The sequence below is a fragment of the Rhodococcus ruber genome, from assembly GCF_027270735.1.
GTDB classification, from domain to species: domain Bacteria; phylum Actinomycetota; class Actinomycetes; order Mycobacteriales; family Mycobacteriaceae; genus Rhodococcoides; species Rhodococcoides rubrum_A.
In genome coordinates, this window is the sequence record NZ_JAPWIJ010000002.1 from 304,048 (window position 1) to 322,079 (window position 18,032).

Below are 18,032 nucleotides of genomic sequence, written 5' to 3' on the forward strand. Positions count from 1 at the left end.
ACTTTGGGTCGAATAGGCGCACAGCCAGCGGACCTGGAGACGACTACGAGGCCGTCCGGTCTCGTGATTAACGCGATCGGTGGAGGTTTTCGATGCAGACGCTCAATGCTCAGGACGTGGTTCGGGTGCGAACTGTTCTGGAGAAATTCGGAAAGCTGCCGGTCCCCGTCGAGGGCATCGACGACGCCGCTGACCTGTACGACAGTGGCCTCACCTCGCACGCGAGCGTCAACGTGATGATCGCCCTCGAGGACGAGTTCGACGTCGAGTTTCCCGACACCATGCTGCAGAAGTCGACGTTCGGCAGCATCAACGCGATCGCTGCGGCCATCGCCCAGCTGACGGACTGAGGCCATGACCACCGTCTACGAGAGCTCGATCGACCAGTCGATGACCGACGTGCTGGCCGTTCTGCGGACCTATGCCGACGAAGTCGATCGCGATGCCCGTTTTCCCACCGAATCGGTGGATGCGCTGCGCGACGCCGGGCTGCTCGGTGTCGGAATTCCGCGTGAGTTCGGCGGTGGCGGAGCAACCCTGACCGATATCGCCCGGATCTCGCGTGCCCTCGGCTCCGAGTGCGCATCGACGGCGATGATCTTCGTCATGCACCAGTCGCAGGTGCTCAGCATCGTCCGTCACGGCAAGTCCGACGCCATGGCAGACCTACAGCGACGCATTGTGACCGATCGCATCCTGGTGGCCTCTGCCACTACCGAGATCAACATCGGCGGCGACGTCCGCTCCAGTAGTTGTGCGGTGGAGTACGACGGTGAGCGGATCACTCTGAGCAAGAACGCACCTGTCATCTCGTACGGCGAGTACGCACAGATCGTGCTGGCGACGGCGCGACGCAGCGTCGACAGCCCACCGAGCGACCAGGTCCTCGTGGTGTGCGAGAAGCCCGACGTGACGCTCGAGAAGACCGGCACCTGGGACACCCTCGGATTCCGTGGAACCTGCAGCCCCGGCTTCATGCTGGCCGCGCGCACGACGACGTCGAACATACTGGGCGACAACTACGGCGACATCTCCGCGCAGACGATGCTTCCAGTGGCACACGTGCTGTGGGGATCGGCCTGGCTCGGTATCGCCGACGCCGCCGTGACCAAGGCGCGCAAGTCCGTACAGAAGGCCGCGCGCAAGACACCGGGAACGCCGCCGCCGAGCGCTCTGCGTCTGGCGGAGTTGATGGTGGTTCACGAGCAGCTGGTGGACACGGTGTTCGGTGCAGCCGCGAAGTTCGAGGCCGTCGCAGACAGTCCTGCCGAACTCGGAGCCATCGGTTTTGCGCTCAAGATCAACAACGTCAAGGTCACCGCATCGACGCTCGTCATCGACATCGTCGGCAAGGCCCTGCAGATCTGCGGCATCTCCGGCTACCGACAGGACGGCGAGCTCAGCATCGGCCGGCACCTTCGGGACGCGCACGGGTCCGCGATCATGGTCAGCAACGAACGCATCCTGGGCCACAACTCGCAGCTCTCCCTCGTCTACAAGGGAAAATGATGACCACCACTCACTCCGCGCCGGAGACCGAACTCAGCGAACTCGACTCTGCCCGAGCCGCTTTCCGTACCGAGCTCATCGATGCAGGACTTCTGATACCCAGCTCGATTCCCGGATTGTACGGGCGCAGCGGCGAATTCGAGGACATCATCGAATTCGTCGATGCTCGCGTCACCGAGGCCGGGGTAGTCGAGCACGGCCGTCAGGCCACCCGGTTCAGATTCGCTCCGGTCTTCCCTCGCGAGGCCTTCGAGCGCACCGACTACATCGCCTCGTTCCCCAACCTCACCGGTGCCATCAACACCTTCGAAGGTGACAACAAGGCACATGCGGCGCTGTTGGCAGAGAGATCCGACGGCAAGGACTGGGATCACTTCCTGCATTCCGCCGGAACCATGTTGGTCTCGGCCGCCTGCCACCCGTCGTACTCGATGCTCACCGGAACACTGCCCGCCGAGGGTGCCCTGATGGACATCTACGGCTTCTGCTTCCGCCACGAGCCCGCAGTGGATCCGGCCCGGATGCAGGCGTTTCGGATGCACGAGTTCGTCCGAGTCGGCACCCCCGACGAGGCGATCGCGCACCGTGAACGCTGGGTCCCGCGAGGCCTGCAGGTGCTGGCCGATCTGGGGCTCGAAGCCGAAGCGGTCATTGCCAACGATCCGTTCTTCGGTCGCGCCGGACGCATGCTCGCAGCGAACCAGCGCAACGAGAACCTCAAGACCGAACTGGTCGTCAAGCTCTACGGAGATCTGGACGAGGGCACCGCGGTCGTCTCGTGCAACTGCCACCGCGACCACTTCGGCCACACCTTCGACATCGCCACCGTCGACGGCGAACCGGCTCACAGTGCGTGCGTCGGGTTCGGTATGGAACGCATCGCGCTGGCGATGCTCCGCACCCACGGACTCGATCGCTCCGCGTGGCCGGCTGCACTGCGCCCCTGATCGATTCCGTTTCACCCGTGTACGTAGAAGGACCAATTGAAGTGAACAGTTCCCGCACCGCTCCTCGGCGCATCGGCTCCGTTCCCGCCGAGTCCTCCTCGCGTACCGCGGGTGGCAAGTACCCGACGTGGTTCGGCCCGTCCGACTCACCTCTGTTCGGCACCGTCCACGTGCCGTCCGGTGGCCGGGCTCGCGGTGGCGTCGTCCTGTGCCCGCCGCTGGGCAAGGAGCAGGTCGACTCGTACCGCGGCATGACTCTGTTGGCGCAGAAGCTATGTGCACAGGGCCTTCTCGTGTTGCGATTCGACTATCGCGGCACCGGAGATTCGTGGGGTGACCAGGATCAGCCCGGCGCAATCGGGCACTGGCAGCGCAGCATCCTCGACGCCGTCACCTACGTCCGCGGTTGCGGGGTGGGCGAGGTCGGACTGGTCGGCCTGCGAGTCGGTGCGCTCCTGGCGAGTTCCGTCGCCGCCGAGTGCGGTCCGCTCGCTGCGTTGACGCTGTGGGATCCGGTCGTAAGAGGCCGGTCGTACCTACACGAGCAACGCGCACTGTATTCGGTCAGCGTCACCACCGATTCCGACGCCGATCGACGAGTGTCGATCATCGGTGCTGTGCTGCACCCTGACTCGGCCGCAGACTTCGCCGCACTCGACGCCGCGAAGACGACGACCGACGCACCGGTGCTGGTCGCCACGCGCGCCGAGCGAGGTGACTCGAAGCCGGTACGCAAACTCGTCGACGCACTCGCGGCCGACGAGCACACGTTGTCCGCTCACGAGGATTTCCTCGAGCCCAGCGACTTCGAGGTCATCATCCCGGCCGCCGACATCACCCACCTCGCCGCCTGGACGGCGTCGAAGTTCCCGATGACGCCCGCCTACGATATCGACGTGCGGTGTCGACACCGCTTCGTAGTCGACGGAATTCACGAGGGCATCGAATTCCTCGGAGTGCAGCAACTTTTCGCGGTTCGTTCCTCCTCCGATCGATGCCTGCCCGGTGGTCCGACAGTGGTCTTCTACCCCACCGCGAACGAGCACCGCGTCGGTCCGGTGCGCATGTGGGTGGAATTGGCCCGGCTGCTCCCCAGGTTCGGGATCGCGACAGTGCGCTTCGATCGGCGCGGCACCGGCGAGAGTGGCGCAGTCGCAGACGACGAACTGACCAAGCTCTACAGTCCGGAGGGAAACGCAGACGCGCTCACCGCCGTCGAACACGCAGGTAGCGATCCAGCGAACATCGTGGTCACAGGAATGTGCTCGGGCTCATGGTATTCGAGCTTCGCTGCGCGCGAGAAGGGCACCAACAGCGCGATTCTGCTGAACACGCTGGACTGGACCACCCGCCGTCTCGAGTTCGTCAAGCGCTCGTCGATGACGAACACTCGACCGGACCGTACCGGTGCCGCGTTGGACCGCCTCCACGAGTGGGGCGTGAAGATCAAGGCGCGCATGCAGTCGCGGCTGCCGTACTCGGCCTGGCTGGCACTGGGGAAGCTGGGGCTCATTCAGGTCCCGGAGATCTCGCTTCGAGAGCTGGCCCGCAAGAACGTGAGCACCACGGTTCTGTTGTCTCCGTCCGATCTCGAGTGGTTCGTCGCCAACCGCGGCCCCGAGGGTATCGACAGAATGCGCAAGCGCGGAATCACCACCACCGTCAAAGCCTTCGCCGCCGGCGACCATTCCCTCTACGGGCGTGATCTTCGCGAAAACGTTCGTGCCGACCTCATTTCGACTGTGGCGGATGCCTTCGAGCTCGACCTCGTCGCACCACCACCTCCGACCGTGGTGGACCGAGTACTGCTGTGAAGCATCGCGCACCGAAACTGCCGCCGCCGAAGCACGAGCATCTCGATCGACTTCGGTGGTACCCGGTCGAACCTGCACGATTCGATGTGGGTTTGGTACAGGCGGGCCGCCTGACCCAGGGACTGATGCACAGTCCGACGACGCCCATCTCGATCGTCACCTCGCCGGGCCCGCCCGCGTCCGACCACGATCGGTCACCGCGTTCGGTCCCGAACCAGGACGGCGTCGGGAAGCAATCCGATCGCAACCTGGCTCTCAATTCGCTTGCGCTGATGGTCTCGACCGCCGTGACCGGCGTGCTGGGGCTGCTGTTCTGGGCGGCCGCCGGACGCCTCTACCCCGTCTCCGAGGTCGGTAGCGCGTCGGCTGTGATCACGTCTGCGGTGATGCTCTCGACGCTGTCCAACCTGAGCTTGGGGTCGATGTACGAGCGGTTCCTTCCCATATCGGGGCATCTGGCCAAATCCCTCGTCATCCGCGGATACCTACTCATCACGGCGTTCGCATTGATTCTCGGATGCGGCTTTCTGGTGGTCGCTCCCGTCGACAAGATGTTCACCAACACTGCAGAAGTGGTGTCGTTTCCGATCTTCGTGGCAATCCTGGCAGTGTTCGCGCTGCAGGATCAGACTTCCTCGGGTCTCGGCGTGGCGCGCTGGGCGGCAGCAAAGAACGTGTTCCACGCGGTCGTGAAATTCGGCTTGCTGTTGGCCCTGTTCGCGACGGAGAGAAGCACTTCGATCATTTCGGCGTGGGCGCTTCCCGCCGTGGTCGCCTCCGTCTTCGTCCTCCGAGCCATTCTGAAGAACATTCGTGAGGAACGGCGGTACGCGAACGAGCCGAACCTGCCGCCTCGTCGTGAGTTGTGGTCCTACTTCGGCTCGGCGTACGGAATCACTGCTCTCGGTTCGCTTGCGCCCCTGCTGGTCCCGATGATCGTCGTGACCACCCTCGGCACGGTCGAGAACGCATACTTCTCACTGACCTGGTCCATCGTGAGTGCGTTGTACATTCTCATCGGCGTCTTGATCGGGCCGTACGTCGCCGAGGTGGCTGCTCATCCGGAACAGTTCCACAATCTGACCAAGAGATTCATGACTCTCGTGTGCCTGGTTGCGCTGGGGGGCTCGTTCTTTCTCGCGTTCATCGCACCGTACGGTCTCGGAATCGTCGGGCAGGGCTACCGCGATCAAGGCACCATCATCGTCCAACTCGCCGCGCTGACAATTCCGCTGTCGGTCATCGGTTCGCTGTACGACGGCTTGGCGCGAGTGCGAAGGCGCATGCGTCTGGCAGTGATCGTGCAGGTGGTCGCCACCTCGATCATCATCGTCGGATCCCTTGCTCTGTCGTCGTCGCTCGGCATCGCTGCTGTCGGGTGGGCCTACCTCGCAGCAGAAGCGTTCGGGGCTGCGGTGCTGATCGTTCCGCTCGTGCGATGGATACGAGAGATGTCGAGAAACCGTCCGGCACAGCATGCGTCACCGTTTGCCGAGCACGCCGTCGTGCCGACCCACGTTCGAGTGTCCACGGGAGGGAAGTCGTGAACCCACTGTTGCTCTCCACCACTGTCGACCGCGTCAGGCGCCGAGACGACAGCCACGCCAGTTCCTTGGACATGCTGCGGTCGGAGACCAGAGTCATCGTCGCGCTCGGTCCGGCAGATTTCGGCGGTATCGGCCGTGTGAAGCAGAGGCTGCGCACGCTGGCCTCACTCGGCCCCGCCGCTCGACTCGGTCTGCGCGCAACTCCTCGATCACGCCGATGGGCGTACCGACCGGACCTGATCGACGAGGACGTGACGGAAATCCCGGCGTTCCCACTCTCCGAACTGAACCGCGTACTGACCGACCTCTCTCGCACGTGGTCGGCCGAAAACCCGTTCCGCGCTCGCCTGGCAGGCGACTACTTGCTTCTCGACATCTCGCATGGTCTCTGCGACGCGGTGCTCCCCCTCGAGATCCTGGGCTACCTTGCCGATCCGCGCCCGGATGTCCCCCTTCCGCAGTGGGCGTCGCAGACCGTGACGTCCCATCCCTTGTTGCCGACCTTGGCGTCGTGGGTCGTATCGCACCCCCGCAAGGTCCTCGACATGGTGTACGGGCGAATTCGCCCGCGTAAGGCCGGGGCCTTCGTCGCGCCTACCCCGCACGGGAACGTCGGCCCCGCACCCGAGGGCAACACGACGCCATGGCGAAGGTCACCGACCGTGGCGGTGTCCTCGTCGACGGCGGGCTTCGTAGATCGAATTCGACAGTGGCGCAACGAGGTCGGTGAGAGCGCTTCGGTCGCGGCCATCGTGTCGACCGCCGTGGCAACCTCGTTGACCAGATCGGGAATTCGGTTGGCGAAATCGGTGACGTTTCTCTTCGACTGCCGCCGCTACCTACCGACCGATGCCGTCGTTCTCGGCAACTTCGCTGCGGGTCTCGACTTTCCGTCGACCGACCCCACGTCACGGGCCCAGCTGCAGTTCGCGTTGACGTCGGCGATCGACAAGGGCAGACCGATCGCCGCAGCGACGCTGAGCTCGGTCAAGTATCGGCGCTCCGGGAACACACCGGGCACTGCCGTGGCAGACAGCGTCAGCACCGATCCGAGCGCCGAACTGATTTTCTCCGATCTCGGACGAGTGCAGAACCTCGAGAGAGTCTCGTGGTCCCCGGGTGAGGCGGATCGAGTCTTCTACGGTCTCAGCGAACCGGCCAGGCCGGAGTCCATCGTGATCACCACCCAGCAACTCGGCAGCGTCATGTACATTTCGGCGTCGTTCCACGACAACGTTTTCGATGCTGCAACCGTCGAAGCTGCACTCGATTCGTTCACCTCGAACCCCCTCGATCTATTGAATGCACAGGAGACCCCCTCATGACCGCATCGCCCCCGGAGTCGCCGCCTCGGCCGCCACAGTTGTGGGCGCGCATCGGACGGTGGGCAGGATTGTTCGTGGTGCAGTTTCTCGTCGTCGAGTGGGTCGTCTCGGCCACCTGGCGCGGCAATTACAGCTACCGCTTCAACTACATCAGCGAACTCGGCGTGCCGTTCTGCGGACCCAACGGGTACTTGCCGTGCAGCAGTATGTACGTGGCCGCCAACGTGTCCATCGTCGTACTCGGTGTCTCACTCGCGGTGGCGGCTGTGTCGTGGTTCGCGCTCGGTGTGCTCGATATTCGGAGCACAGCATTCTTCGTCGTTTCCGGGATCGGCGGCGTCACCGCGGGATCGATCAGTGAGGCAGTCAATTACCAACTCCACTCGTTCGGCGCGGCAGTACTGTTCGTCACCGCCAACGTTGCTCTCGTGTTCGCCGCGGGCGGGCGTCTGGTTCCGCGTCCACACCGGTACGCCGTGACCGCCCTCGGATCACTCGGCCTGCTTGCGTACTTCATGTACATGGGCGGCCACCAGTTCGGAATGGGTATCGGCGCGCTCGAGCGGATCGTCGCGTACTCGGTGATCGCCGGCATGGTGATCCTCACGGCTGCACTGTTTCAGGCGACGCGGGTACCGCGGCGCCGATCCGCCCGCGTCGCGGACAACGAGCAACTGCTCGGTGCGTCCGTCACCGGGCAGATCAGTTGAGTCAGCACAGCCGGCCTCGGCCACAGCAGAGATCCTCCTCCACGGTGGAGGTCGGCCGTATGCCCGGTACCTATGTCCAGTCGACGCCCCCGCGTCGCAGGTGGCCGGTCGCGGGGGCGGTGTTCGTTCTGGTGGGCGGGATCACCGTGGGTTTTGTTGCCTTCGCACAATCCAGAGTGGTCGACGCGCCCCGGATCGCCCCGATCGGAGTGGACGCAACCACCGTCTACGACGCGTTCACCGGGCCTGCCGGTCAGCGAGTGGATCCGAACCTGTGGTCCTCTCGACCGGACGATTCGAGCGTCGTCGACGACGGTGCCGCTCGGTACTCCACGTCGCAGGAGAACGCGTCGGTCGACGGCCAGGGGCGAATGTCCATCACGGCGTTGCGTACCGCCGACGGTGTCACCTCGGCAGAGGTGACGAGCACGAGTGCGTTCACCTTCGGACGTGTCGAGGCACGGATTCAATTGCCTGCCGGCGACCTGCTGTACCCGACGTTCCGTCTGATCAGCACCGAGCTCGGGGCGACGGGCGAGCCGGTAGGAACGATCGATGCCGTGGAGCCGACCGGCGACGGCGACTTCAGGTCGGGCATCAGCAGCGCCGCGGAGGCTCTGTCGTCCACGAGCATCATGCCGCTGCCGTCGTCGGACGGTTACCACGTCTACTGGATAGAGCGACGTCCCGGAGTCGTCACCACCGGAATCGACAGCACGGTCATTCATCGGTCCACCCCTGACGATCTCGGTGGCGGTGGCGAGAATTGGGTGTTCGACGCACCCTTCCGTATGCAGTTCGATCTCCGTGTGGGGTCGACGCAATCGGACTCGACCGAGTCGGTCGCGCTTCCTGCGACCATGTCGGTCGACTGGGTGAGAACACGGTCCGACTGACCATTTTCATTCTCGAACTTGTTGTCTGCGAAAGGATTTCCGTGCTCAACCCAGCACTTCCCCGGCTCGACCATCCCGAGTGGCAGGGCGCGCTGTGGATCGGCAGCATCGACCTCGCCCTCGAGCACCCCGATGCGCTTCCTCTGGCGGACGCCGACGGGTACGCACGGGCCCGACTGCTCGCGCGATACGGCCTCGATCCCATAGGTTTCGTGGAACTGGCCATCGAGAACGGAACCGTGAGCACCGCCGAGCTCCGTGCCTCGGCTGCCGAACTCCAGCCGCCCGCAGACGCGGTACCCCCGTCCGATCTACCCGCGGTGACGATCGTCATCTGCACACGCGATCGCGTCGACCATCTGCGCGGAGCACTGGCGTCGGTACTGGCCATCGACTATCCCGACTTCGAGGTGGTCGTCGTCGACAACGCGTCGACCACGGCAGACACCGTCACCTACGTCGAGGGCATCGACGATTCGAGGGTACGGATCGTCCGAGAGCCGATCCCCGGGCTCAGCCGGGCTCGAAACACCGGCATCCGCGCGGCTCACCACGAACACGTTGCGTTCACCGACGACGACGTCGCGGTCGATCCGTTCTGGCTTACCGCCCTCGTGCGTGGATTCGGGCGCGCGAACAAGGTCACGTGTGTCTCGGGAATCGTCCCCAGTGGCGAAATCAGAACTCGGGCACAGGCCTACTTCGATCGCCGGGTCGGTTGGGCGAGTTCGGTGACGCCCCGCGTCTACGATCTCGCCGAACCGCCTGCCGATGTCCCTCTGTTTCCATTCCAGGTAGGCATGTACGGCACCGGCGCGAACTTCGCGGTGCGGCGCAGCCGGATGTTCGATCTCGGCGGCTTCGACGAATCACTGGGAGTCGGTTCGCCCACCAACGGTGGTGAGGATCTGGACATCTTCTTCAGGATTCTGATGGCGGGTGATCAGTTGGTGTACGAGCCGGGTGCGATCGTCTGGCATCGCCACCGGGCAGATTCCGATGCACTGGCAGTCCAGGCCAGGGGCTACGGTCTCGGGCTCGGCGCATGGCTGGCCACCGTCGCTACCGACCGCCGCGCCGCCACGCTGGCCGCGAGAGTAGTCGTCGCGAAGGCAGGAAGCGCAGCACGGTTGTCGCTGAAAATGAGCAAGGTGGCGTCGCCTCCGAGCGATCTCGCCGACGACCTTCCGGCCGGTATCGGGCGGATGGAGCTACTGTCGATTTTCAGAGGGCCGATGGCACTACGAAGGAGCCGCCGTGGGGGCCGCATGCGTCGGCCACTGACAGGAGTGAATCGCGATGCTCGACCGACATAGGCCGCCCCGGGTCGAGCTCGACAGGGTCGGGACCGATCGTCCCCGACTCACGATGGCCGACGCCTCGGTACTCGCCGCGCTCGCGGGTGTGCTGTCGATGGTCGAACTACCGACCTTCCTCCGTGCGATCCTCGCTTCCGTCCTGCTGTTCTGCGGCCCCGGTGTAGCCATTCTGACCTGGGTCGATCTCCCCCGGGTCGCACGATTGTCCGCAGTGCCGACGTTGAGCATCGCTGTCATGACGGTGATGACCACCGGAGCCATGTGGAGCTACCGGTGGTCGCCACGGCGAATGACGTTGTTGCTGTGCATCCTGATGATCGGCTCGTCCATTCAGTGGTACCGCAAGAACGGGTTTCCGAGCCGGTCCGCATGGCTGCACCGCATCCGAACGAGCACCGGTAAGCAGCACGTTCGCCTCACCGTTCGAGCTGCCTTCGCCGTACTGAACGACCGCGCCACCCTCCGCAAGCATCTTCCGCTACTGCTGCTCGCGCTGGCCTTGGTCCTGTGGCTGCCCGCCCTTCCCGGGTTGCGCACTGCGCAGTATTCGCAGTTCGGGCTGCTCGTCTCGGGGACGGGTCCGGTTCTGGTGATCTGCATGGCGCTCACGCTCGCGGCATTCCTCATCGCCATTCGACGATGGCAGGTGACCAGTGCCGCACTGGCCGTAGCAATGGCGATGGCGGTTCAACGTCTGACCGTGACGCTGGTGACCGATGTGCCGATCTACGAGTGGACGTACAAGCATGTCGGAGTCACCGAATACATCCTGAAGTTCTCCGCACTGCCCCCCAACGGCGTCAGCATCTACAGCGAGTGGCCGAGTTTCTTCGTCGTGTCGGCGTGGTTCACCCACATCACCGGGTTCGGCACCCTGGGCATCGCACACGTGTTCGCGCCGATGATTCACGTCCTGATCGCGGTGACCATCTACGGTCTCGCGCGGGTGATGACGCTGAACCGCCGCACGGCGATCACCGCTGCGATGGTCGGCGAGTTGGTGAACTGGGTCGGCCAGGACTACTACTCGCCTCAGGCCTGGGGTCTCGTTCTCGCCTTCGGATTTCTCGGTTTGTTGATGACATCCACGGTGGACCGACGGGCCGCCTATCTGGCGCTGATCCCGTTCGCCGGGTGCGTGGCGACGCATCAGTTGACGCCGTACTGGTTGTTCGGCGTCGCGGGCGTGCTGTTGGTGACCAAGCGCGCGAAGCCGTGGTGGCTGATGATCCCTCTCGCGGTCATCCTTCTGGGGTATTTGTTCCCTCGACTCGCGATCGTTGCCCCGTACGGACTGTTCCAAGGATTCGATCCGGTTGCCAACGCCGAGAGCAACGTCCAGACAGTCGGGGTGTTCGGCTACAAAGTGACCACACTGGCCAGCCAAGCAACCTTCCTGGCCGTGTACATGATGTCCGGCCTCGCCGTCCTGTACGCATGGCGGAGGAGGACAACGTTCTGGGCACCGGCGGTGATGGCATTCGGCTCGATCGGACTTCTCGGCGGCCAGAGCTACGGCGGCGAGGCGATCTTCCGGGTGTATCTGTACGCCACAGCAGGGTGCGCAATTCTCATCGCCCCGGTGGTCGTCGACGCGTTGGACGGCCGGTTCACCCTCGCCCGCATTCCACATGCGCCGCGGGTCCGACAACCGCTGCTGCGATCGGCTCTCGTCGCACTGTCGACTCTCTTCGTCGTCGCGACCGGCTTGCTCAGTCTGCAGGGCTACTACGGCAGATGGCCGATCGTTCAGGAAACTGCGGCGCAGATAGAACAGACCGAGCGCATAATCTCAGCGGCCCCTGACGGAACCACCGTCATCACGATTTTTCCGGCCGGCTTCCCAACGCACATGACGGCCGATTACGTCCGACTGAACGAGACCAACAGCTACTTCCACATCTCCCTGGACTCCATCGGGCCGGGGTATCTGCTCGAGTTCCCCACGCGGGATCAGGTAGCCGAGCTCGACGCTCAGGCGCGCTCGAGCGCTGAACCGACGTACATCGTGCTCACCCGACAGTCGATGGAAACGGTCCACTACTACGGATACGCCGCCGACTCCGCTGCGGACAGATTTCAAGGCTGGCTGAGGGAGAACTCGGACTGGGCAGTCAAGTGGGAGGACGCTGACATCGTGGTCTTCGAGCACGACCCGACCTGAAAAATCCAAACTATGACGCACATCTCCAAACAATCTTCCAGTTGGTTTGTTTGCAGCTTGACAAACTCCTAGCTTCTTTTAAGCTTGCTATCAGTCAAAGGAAACAGGTTCTCACCGTCGACAACGGACGTTCGGAAGCTGTTCTGTGGATGCGGCGGGGGTCGTTTCACGGAGTTCGGAGACATCTGCCCATCGCACTCGACCCATGTGGAATGGATATGTTGAATCGTCAGAATCCCCGCGTCAGTGTCGTCATCCCGACGCTCAACGAGGCCGCGAACCTTCGCCATGTCCTCCCCCTGCTCTCGCACGACTACGAGCTCGTGCTCGTCGACGGCGGGTCCGTCGACGGCACCATCGATGCCGCCCGCGAGATCCGCGGCGACATCCGCATCATCAAGCAGACCCGCAAGGGCAAGGGGAATGCGCTCGCCTGTGGCTTCGAAGCTGCCACCGGCGACATCATCGTCATGTTCGACGCCGACGGTTCGGCCGACGCCGCCGAAATCCCGCGGTTCGTCGATGCACTGATCGCCGGTGCCGACTTCGCCAAGGGCAGCCGGTTCTGCGAAGGTGGCGGCAGCCACGACATCACGCCGCTGCGTCGCGCCGGCAACGGTGGTCTGCACCTCGTCGCCAACACACTCTTCGGAACCCGCTTCTCCGATCTCTGCTACGGATACAACGCCTTCTGGCGCGACCTGGTGCCGGTCCTGGATCTGCCCACCGTCGACCAGCCGGGTGCCGAGGGCATGATGCTCTGGGGCGACGGGTTCGAGATCGAGACCATCATCAACTGCCGCTTCGCCGAGGCCTCCGTGCGTATCGAAGAGGTGCCGAGTGTCGAGCTTGCTCGTATCTACGGTCAGAGCAACCTACGCACCTTCTCCGACGGCTTCCGAGTGCTGCGCACCCTGATGACCGAGCGCATGCGGGCACGACGGATCAAGCGCAAGTCCATCGTCCGTCCGCTGCGTGAGTCGATCGACGCCCGTACCGACATGGATCTCGAGTTCGAGGCCCTGGAGTCGTACAACGAGGTTCTCGAACTTCGCGAGAGAACGGCGTGAGTCTGCCGACTTCCTCGGTCGTCATCTGCGCATACACGTTGGCTCGGTGGTCCGAGCTTCGGGCCGCCGTGCGCGCCGTCCTCGATCAGGTCGTCCCGGCCGACGAATTGATCGTCGTCATCGATCACAACGCACAACTGGCCGATCGCGCACGCGAGGAGTTCTTGCCGCTGCACGACACCGTGAACGTGGTGGAGAACAACCACCCGCGCGGCTTGTCCGGTGCGCGCAACACCTCGCTGGATCTCGCTACCGGCGACATCGTCGTCTTCCTGGACGACGACGCGTCACCGCGCACCACAGGGTGGCTCGGTGCCATTCTGTCCCATTACTCGGACGATGCCGTGTACGCCGTTGGGGGCTCTGCATACCCGGTATGGCCGGACAAACGTCCGGCCTTCTTACCGGCCGAGGTAGTGGGTGAACCCGGCGAACTCGATTGGGTCGTCGGGTGCACCTACCGCGGGCAGCCGACGGAAACCGCTCAGGTCCGCAATCTCATGGGCGCGAACATGTCGTTCCGCCGTGAACCGGTCGTTGCACTCGGCGGATTCGTCTCCGGCATCGGCCGAATCGGTCGGGTTCCGCTCGGCTGCGAAGAAACGGAACTGTGTATCCGTCTCCGTCAGACGCATCCCGACGCACAGATCGTGTTCGATCCCTCGATCGTCGTCGATCACACGGTCAGCGCAGACCGCACTCGTCCGCGCTACCTCATCACGCGCAGCTACGCCGAGGGTGTCTCGAAGGCAGCCATCGCCCGTTTGATCGGGTCCGAGGACGCCCTGTCCTCGGAGCGTGCCTACACCGCAAAGATCCTGCCTCGCGCAGTCGGCCGGGAGACCAGTGCCGCTGCCCGCGGCAATCCCATGCGCGCCTGGGGTGCGATGGCCGTGGTGGCAAGTGTCGGCGCGGCCGGAATCGGCTATGCCCGAGGGAAACTCAGCACGAGCCGCTAGCGGCACGTGCGCGGCTTGGGCCATGGACTGAATTCGTAGCCCACTACGAGTTTCCGCTCACGACCCAGGAATCACCGAGGCCCGCTCCACCGAATTCAGCGCACGCACATGCCCACGCGGTGCACTCGCTCCACTACCGACGAGAGTCAACGTACGGGGTTCGTTCGGTGCCAGGTGGAACCACGAGTCGGATACCCGGAAATTGTCGATATCCACGCAGACATACTGCGCCGCCCACTCGGATCGCACCGTCAATTCCCATGTTCCGGAATGTGACTCGACAACCTCGGCAGACAGCCCCACAGAGTTCTGACGGGTCTGCGGGCCGACGAGGACGGTGGTTCGCGCCAGCTCCACCCCACTGGCGTCCAGGAATGCGGCGGTGACGGCGGAGTAGGTTCGACGGCCGAAGCGGTAAGCATGATTGACGTCGGTGAACGTGCCGACGATGGAGTCCACCGTCAGCGCGACCGAGGAGTTCGTGCCCACCTTCACCGGCTGCTCGAATTCGTGACTGCCCCGAAAAGCGTGTAGCACCACTCGAATCGTCCCCGTGCACGCCGGGCCGTCGTTGACCAATTCCACCGAGTAACCGTCGAGTCCGTTGTCGGACAGCAGTAGTGCCATCGGCGCGCTCGCCCGCGCCAAGGCGTAGAACGGTGCTTTCGGCACACCGGCGGTATCGACTATGCCCCAGCCTGCACCGGGAACCGTATCCCGCAACGTGAGCACCAGCGCACCGGCGCACCCCGAGGATGCCCGACGCCAGTGGCCGAACGCTTCGGTGAACGCTTCGACCGTCGCGGCCCTGCCGTAATCCAGATACAACTCGGCGTCGTCCCGGCGAACGAGATGCGGATCGACTCCGAAAATGCTGCGCACGTAATGATCTCGCACATCCTCGAAATCCCAGGACGAGCCCCGATCGCGTGGAACGGCAGCTTTCCACTCCGGGTGGTGGCCGGCCACTGCTGCGGACCCGAAGAACCTGTCCACCGACCCTCGTTCCGGGGGCACGGCAAACGCGAGACATTCTGCCGCGAAACGTACACCGGCAGTTCGGATATCGGACAGCGGGCGGAGATACCCGCCGACACCGAAGTAGTGGGCGATACCGTCACCCACATGAGTGTGCAATTGGCCCTGCGCACTGGACGGGCTCGATGTCACATACGCCACCGCGGGCAGGCGATCTGCCAGAAAACCTGGAACTACGCTGTCCAACATATCCATTCGCTGGCCCTCGGAGGCAAGCCCCAGCATCGTCGGTTGCTGCTGAGTCTCGCTTCCGCCGCTGACGACCATCAGCGCGGGGTTCGCCGATACGGTATCGGCCAAGGCATCGAGCTCGCGGGTGACAGACGCTGTGAAGGTCTCGTCCGTGGGCGGGTCGACGGTGCCGAACATGATGTCCTGCCACACCATGATGCCCAGTTCTGCACACAGCGACCAGAATTCGGGCTGCTCGTACACCAAGGTGCCCACCACGCGGACCATGTTCAGACCCGCGGTTCGGAGCTGTTCGAGCGCGGCACGCAGGTCTGCCTCCGAGGACCACAACCGCACCGGATTCAAGGGCGTCCACGTTCCACCTCGGCAGAACACGTCCTCACCGTTCACCACGAGTTGCGCGCCGCCCGCAGTGCGGTCCAGCTCCACCGTACGAAACCCGACGACCCCCATGGGATGAACGGTGCCGTCGATCTCGACCGCGACCCGGTACGTTCGCGGTCGGCCGTGTGTGTGCGGCCACCACAGTTCGACCTTGGGCAGCGTGAGAGTCGAATCGATGTGCGCCACCGTGCCGAGCTCGACTGTGTGAACCGAAGACACGGTGTCGTCGATCAGAATTCGAGCGTCTCGCGGCGAATCCAGCTCGGCGCGCAGAACCACCATGCCGTCGGAGCCGGAAACCGCCGTCGACAGTTCGATGCGACGAACGTCGGGAATCGGCGTCATCGACACCGGACGCCACGGTCCGACGGCGATCGGCAGCGGACCGTACACGGGCGCCCGGCCGAGCATCGTGGTGCGCTCGTGACGAAGACCCTGGGCTGCGATCAACGACGATCGCCATCGCCCTCGCGGACGTCGGGACTTCAGCTGCGCAGCAAGCGATTCGACGTGCAGGGCAATACGGACTGTGGGGCCGCACTCGGTCAGATCGACGATCTCGGGAACGAACATCGACGTCACCGTTCGGTGGTGGTTGCCGTCGATCCAGATCTGGGCCCGAGTTGCGATGCCCCCGAACGTCACTCGCACCCGGCGGTGGTCGGCGGTGGAGACGTCGGCGACGAACCACCAGTCGTGATCATCCGGGTTCACTGCAGCACGCGACGCGCCGAGGGCCGACGCCACCGTGCCGGGCACCTCCGCGTCGGTCCAGTCGAGATCGGCGGGTAGGTCATCGGGGTCGAGAACGGAACCGGCGTCGGTTCGGGCCAGCCGCCACCGAACGCCGTCGAGCAGATCGATCACGTGCCCACGGCACCTGCAACGAGATCCATGGCCGCCATCCAATTCTTGCTCATCTCGATCAGAGGCTCGTCGAGCACGACGTCCCGGCCACGTGCAGCGCGTGCCATGCGGAATTGCACGGCTTTGGCACCGGAGGCAGCATCGCGGAAGTGTGGCGCGGCTGCAGCAGCACCCGTCGCACCGCGGCCCTCGAGGTATTCCGCGTAGTTCGCCGCGAGCTCTGCGGTGGCTCCGAACTGACGAAGCAGTCCGAACGACCACAGGTGGAATGCATCGGGCCCGGCGGTTTGGACGAGAGGAATATCGGCCACGATGCGCCGCGCCAATGCATCGACCGGATTCCCCGGTGCCCGACGTGCCAGGTGCGCCCGAGCGACGTCGAGGTCTCGATCACCGAATCCGGCATCGAGTACCGCGGAGTCCACTCGGACTTGCTCGACGTAGGGCAACAACACCTCGGCATGTGGTTCGGGGGCGAGGTTGAATATCCCGTCGAAGTCGGCCCCGGTGAGGTCGAAGTAGCCGCGGTTGTGGAAGTACCCCATCACCTTGTCCTCGCGGTTGACGAGGTTCGGCACGATGGTGGTCTTGGTGTGCTGGTTTCGGTAGCTCGTGCCCGCGGTGTCGGGCAGCCAGAAACCGTCGACTTCGACGGTCACGTGGATGCCGTCGTCCAGGCCCTCGACCACATGCTCGAGCACGGGCCGCCACACGTTCATCTCGGCCACATCGATGCCGTACAGGGTGCGCAGGTCCTCGGGGATGATCTTCACGAAGTCCCATTGCCGGCCGTCGCACCCGGCACTGAGCACGAACGCCAGAGCGGGAGTGGGATCCGCGCCGAGAGAATGCAGGACTTCGATCCAGAGATCGACGTAACAGTTGGTTTCGGTCCAGATGCGGTCGTGGTTGTGAATCGGGTGCGGTCGGTACGTGATGGGGTCGAGCTCGAGGACCCGCAGTCCAGTTCCGAGCCTGTCCAGCACTGCATCGTTCGACATGAAGCCTCTCCTACCGGATCGAATGTCGGACGGTCCCCGAGCCGCATTTGTCCGTATTGCCTGTATCCAGGCCCCTAATCCTATCGACTGGATTTATTTTTCGCACAGGATCGGACGGTAGGATTGTTTTCGCTCGGCGTATTACCTTCTGGGCCACCATCTCGACAGAAGCGGTATCGGCCCCCGGAAACGCTGGCAATCGCACAGCGAACAGTCGGTTCCACGCCGGTAATGACGGTGCGCAGCTTGTTCGTGACGGCACTTGCATATCGGCTCTGAGCTGGGCACAT

The 18,032-nt window shown here is 64.1% G+C and carries 14 protein-coding genes; 12 read left to right on the forward strand and 2 right to left on the reverse strand.

Annotated elements, in window-relative coordinates; translation table 11 throughout:
• The first annotated feature begins 92 nt into the window (after positions 1-92).
• The 12 genes from O4220_RS05120 (at position 93) to O4220_RS05175 (ending at position 14,260) form a co-directional block, all read left to right on the forward strand.
• The gene (locus O4220_RS05120) at positions 93-350 is read left to right on the forward strand and encodes an acyl carrier protein (RefSeq protein WP_269602561.1); all 258 of its coding nucleotides are present in this window, start codon (positions 93-95) and stop codon (positions 348-350) included.
• A 4-nt stretch (positions 351-354) separates the two neighbouring features.
• Positions 355-1,509: an acyl-CoA dehydrogenase family protein gene (locus O4220_RS05125; protein ID WP_032405520.1), complete on the forward strand. Its 1,155-nt coding sequence runs from the start codon at positions 355-357 to the stop codon at positions 1,507-1,509.
• Positions 1,506-2,456: an amino acid--[acyl-carrier-protein] ligase gene (locus O4220_RS05130; protein WP_420030313.1), complete on the forward strand. Its 951-nt coding sequence runs from the start codon at positions 1,506-1,508 to the stop codon at positions 2,454-2,456. The genes O4220_RS05125 and O4220_RS05130 overlap by 4 nt, the downstream gene beginning before the upstream one ends.
• Before the next feature lie 41 nt (positions 2,457-2,497).
• Positions 2,498-4,270 (forward strand): hypothetical protein, encoded by a 1,773-nt coding sequence (locus tag O4220_RS05135; RefSeq protein WP_269602563.1) that lies wholly within the window; start codon positions 2,498-2,500, stop codon positions 4,268-4,270.
• Positions 4,267-5,817 carry a lipopolysaccharide biosynthesis protein gene (locus tag O4220_RS05140; RefSeq protein ID WP_269602564.1) on the forward strand — a complete coding sequence of 517 codons (1,551 nt, stop codon included), beginning with the start codon at positions 4,267-4,269 and terminating at the stop codon, positions 5,815-5,817. Before O4220_RS05135 ends, O4220_RS05140 begins: the two co-directional genes overlap by 4 nt.
• Positions 5,814-7,142 carry a hypothetical protein gene (locus O4220_RS05145; RefSeq protein WP_269602565.1) on the forward strand — a complete coding sequence of 443 codons (1,329 nt, stop codon included), beginning with the start codon at positions 5,814-5,816 and terminating at the stop codon, positions 7,140-7,142. Before O4220_RS05140 ends, O4220_RS05145 begins: the two co-directional genes overlap by 4 nt.
• A complete protein-coding gene (locus O4220_RS05150) occupies positions 7,139-7,852 on the forward strand; it encodes a DUF998 domain-containing protein (RefSeq protein ID WP_269602566.1) in 714 nt (237 codons plus the stop codon). Before O4220_RS05145 ends, O4220_RS05150 begins: the two co-directional genes overlap by 4 nt.
• A 59-nt stretch (positions 7,853-7,911) precedes the next feature.
• The gene (locus O4220_RS05155) at positions 7,912-8,748 is read left to right on the forward strand and encodes a glycoside hydrolase family 16 protein (RefSeq protein WP_269602567.1); all 837 of its coding nucleotides are present in this window, start codon (positions 7,912-7,914) and stop codon (positions 8,746-8,748) included.
• A gap of 41 nt (positions 8,749-8,789) precedes the next feature.
• Entirely contained in the window at positions 8,790-10,064 is a 1,275-nt protein-coding gene (locus O4220_RS05160; RefSeq protein ID WP_269602568.1) for a glycosyltransferase family 2 protein, read from the forward strand.
• Positions 10,048-12,231: a hypothetical protein gene (locus O4220_RS05165; protein ID WP_269602569.1), complete on the forward strand. Its 2,184-nt coding sequence runs from the start codon at positions 10,048-10,050 to the stop codon at positions 12,229-12,231. The genes O4220_RS05160 and O4220_RS05165 overlap by 17 nt, the downstream gene beginning before the upstream one ends.
• Before the next feature lie 212 nt (positions 12,232-12,443).
• Positions 12,444-13,301, forward strand: a complete 858-nt coding sequence (locus O4220_RS05170) for a glycosyltransferase family 2 protein (RefSeq protein WP_269602570.1) — start codon at positions 12,444-12,446, stop codon at positions 13,299-13,301.
• Positions 13,298-14,260 (forward strand): glycosyltransferase family 2 protein, encoded by a 963-nt coding sequence (locus tag O4220_RS05175; RefSeq protein WP_269602571.1) that lies wholly within the window; start codon positions 13,298-13,300, stop codon positions 14,258-14,260. Before O4220_RS05170 ends, O4220_RS05175 begins: the two co-directional genes overlap by 4 nt.
• 57 nt (positions 14,261-14,317) lie before the next feature.
• On the opposite strand, the gene O4220_RS05180 is transcribed toward O4220_RS05175, so the two are convergent.
• Together O4220_RS05180 and O4220_RS05185 are read right to left on the reverse strand one after the other, a co-directional pair.
• Positions 14,318-16,741 carry a glycoside hydrolase family 2 protein gene (locus O4220_RS05180; protein ID WP_269602572.1) on the reverse strand — a complete coding sequence of 808 codons (2,424 nt, stop codon included), beginning with the start codon at positions 16,739-16,741 and terminating at the stop codon, positions 14,318-14,320.
• A complete protein-coding gene (locus O4220_RS05185) occupies positions 16,738-17,742 on the reverse strand; it encodes a DUF1839 family protein (RefSeq protein WP_269602574.1) in 1,005 nt (334 codons plus the stop codon). Before O4220_RS05185 ends, O4220_RS05180 begins: the two co-directional genes overlap by 4 nt.
• Positions 17,743-18,032: the final 290 nt, after the last annotated feature.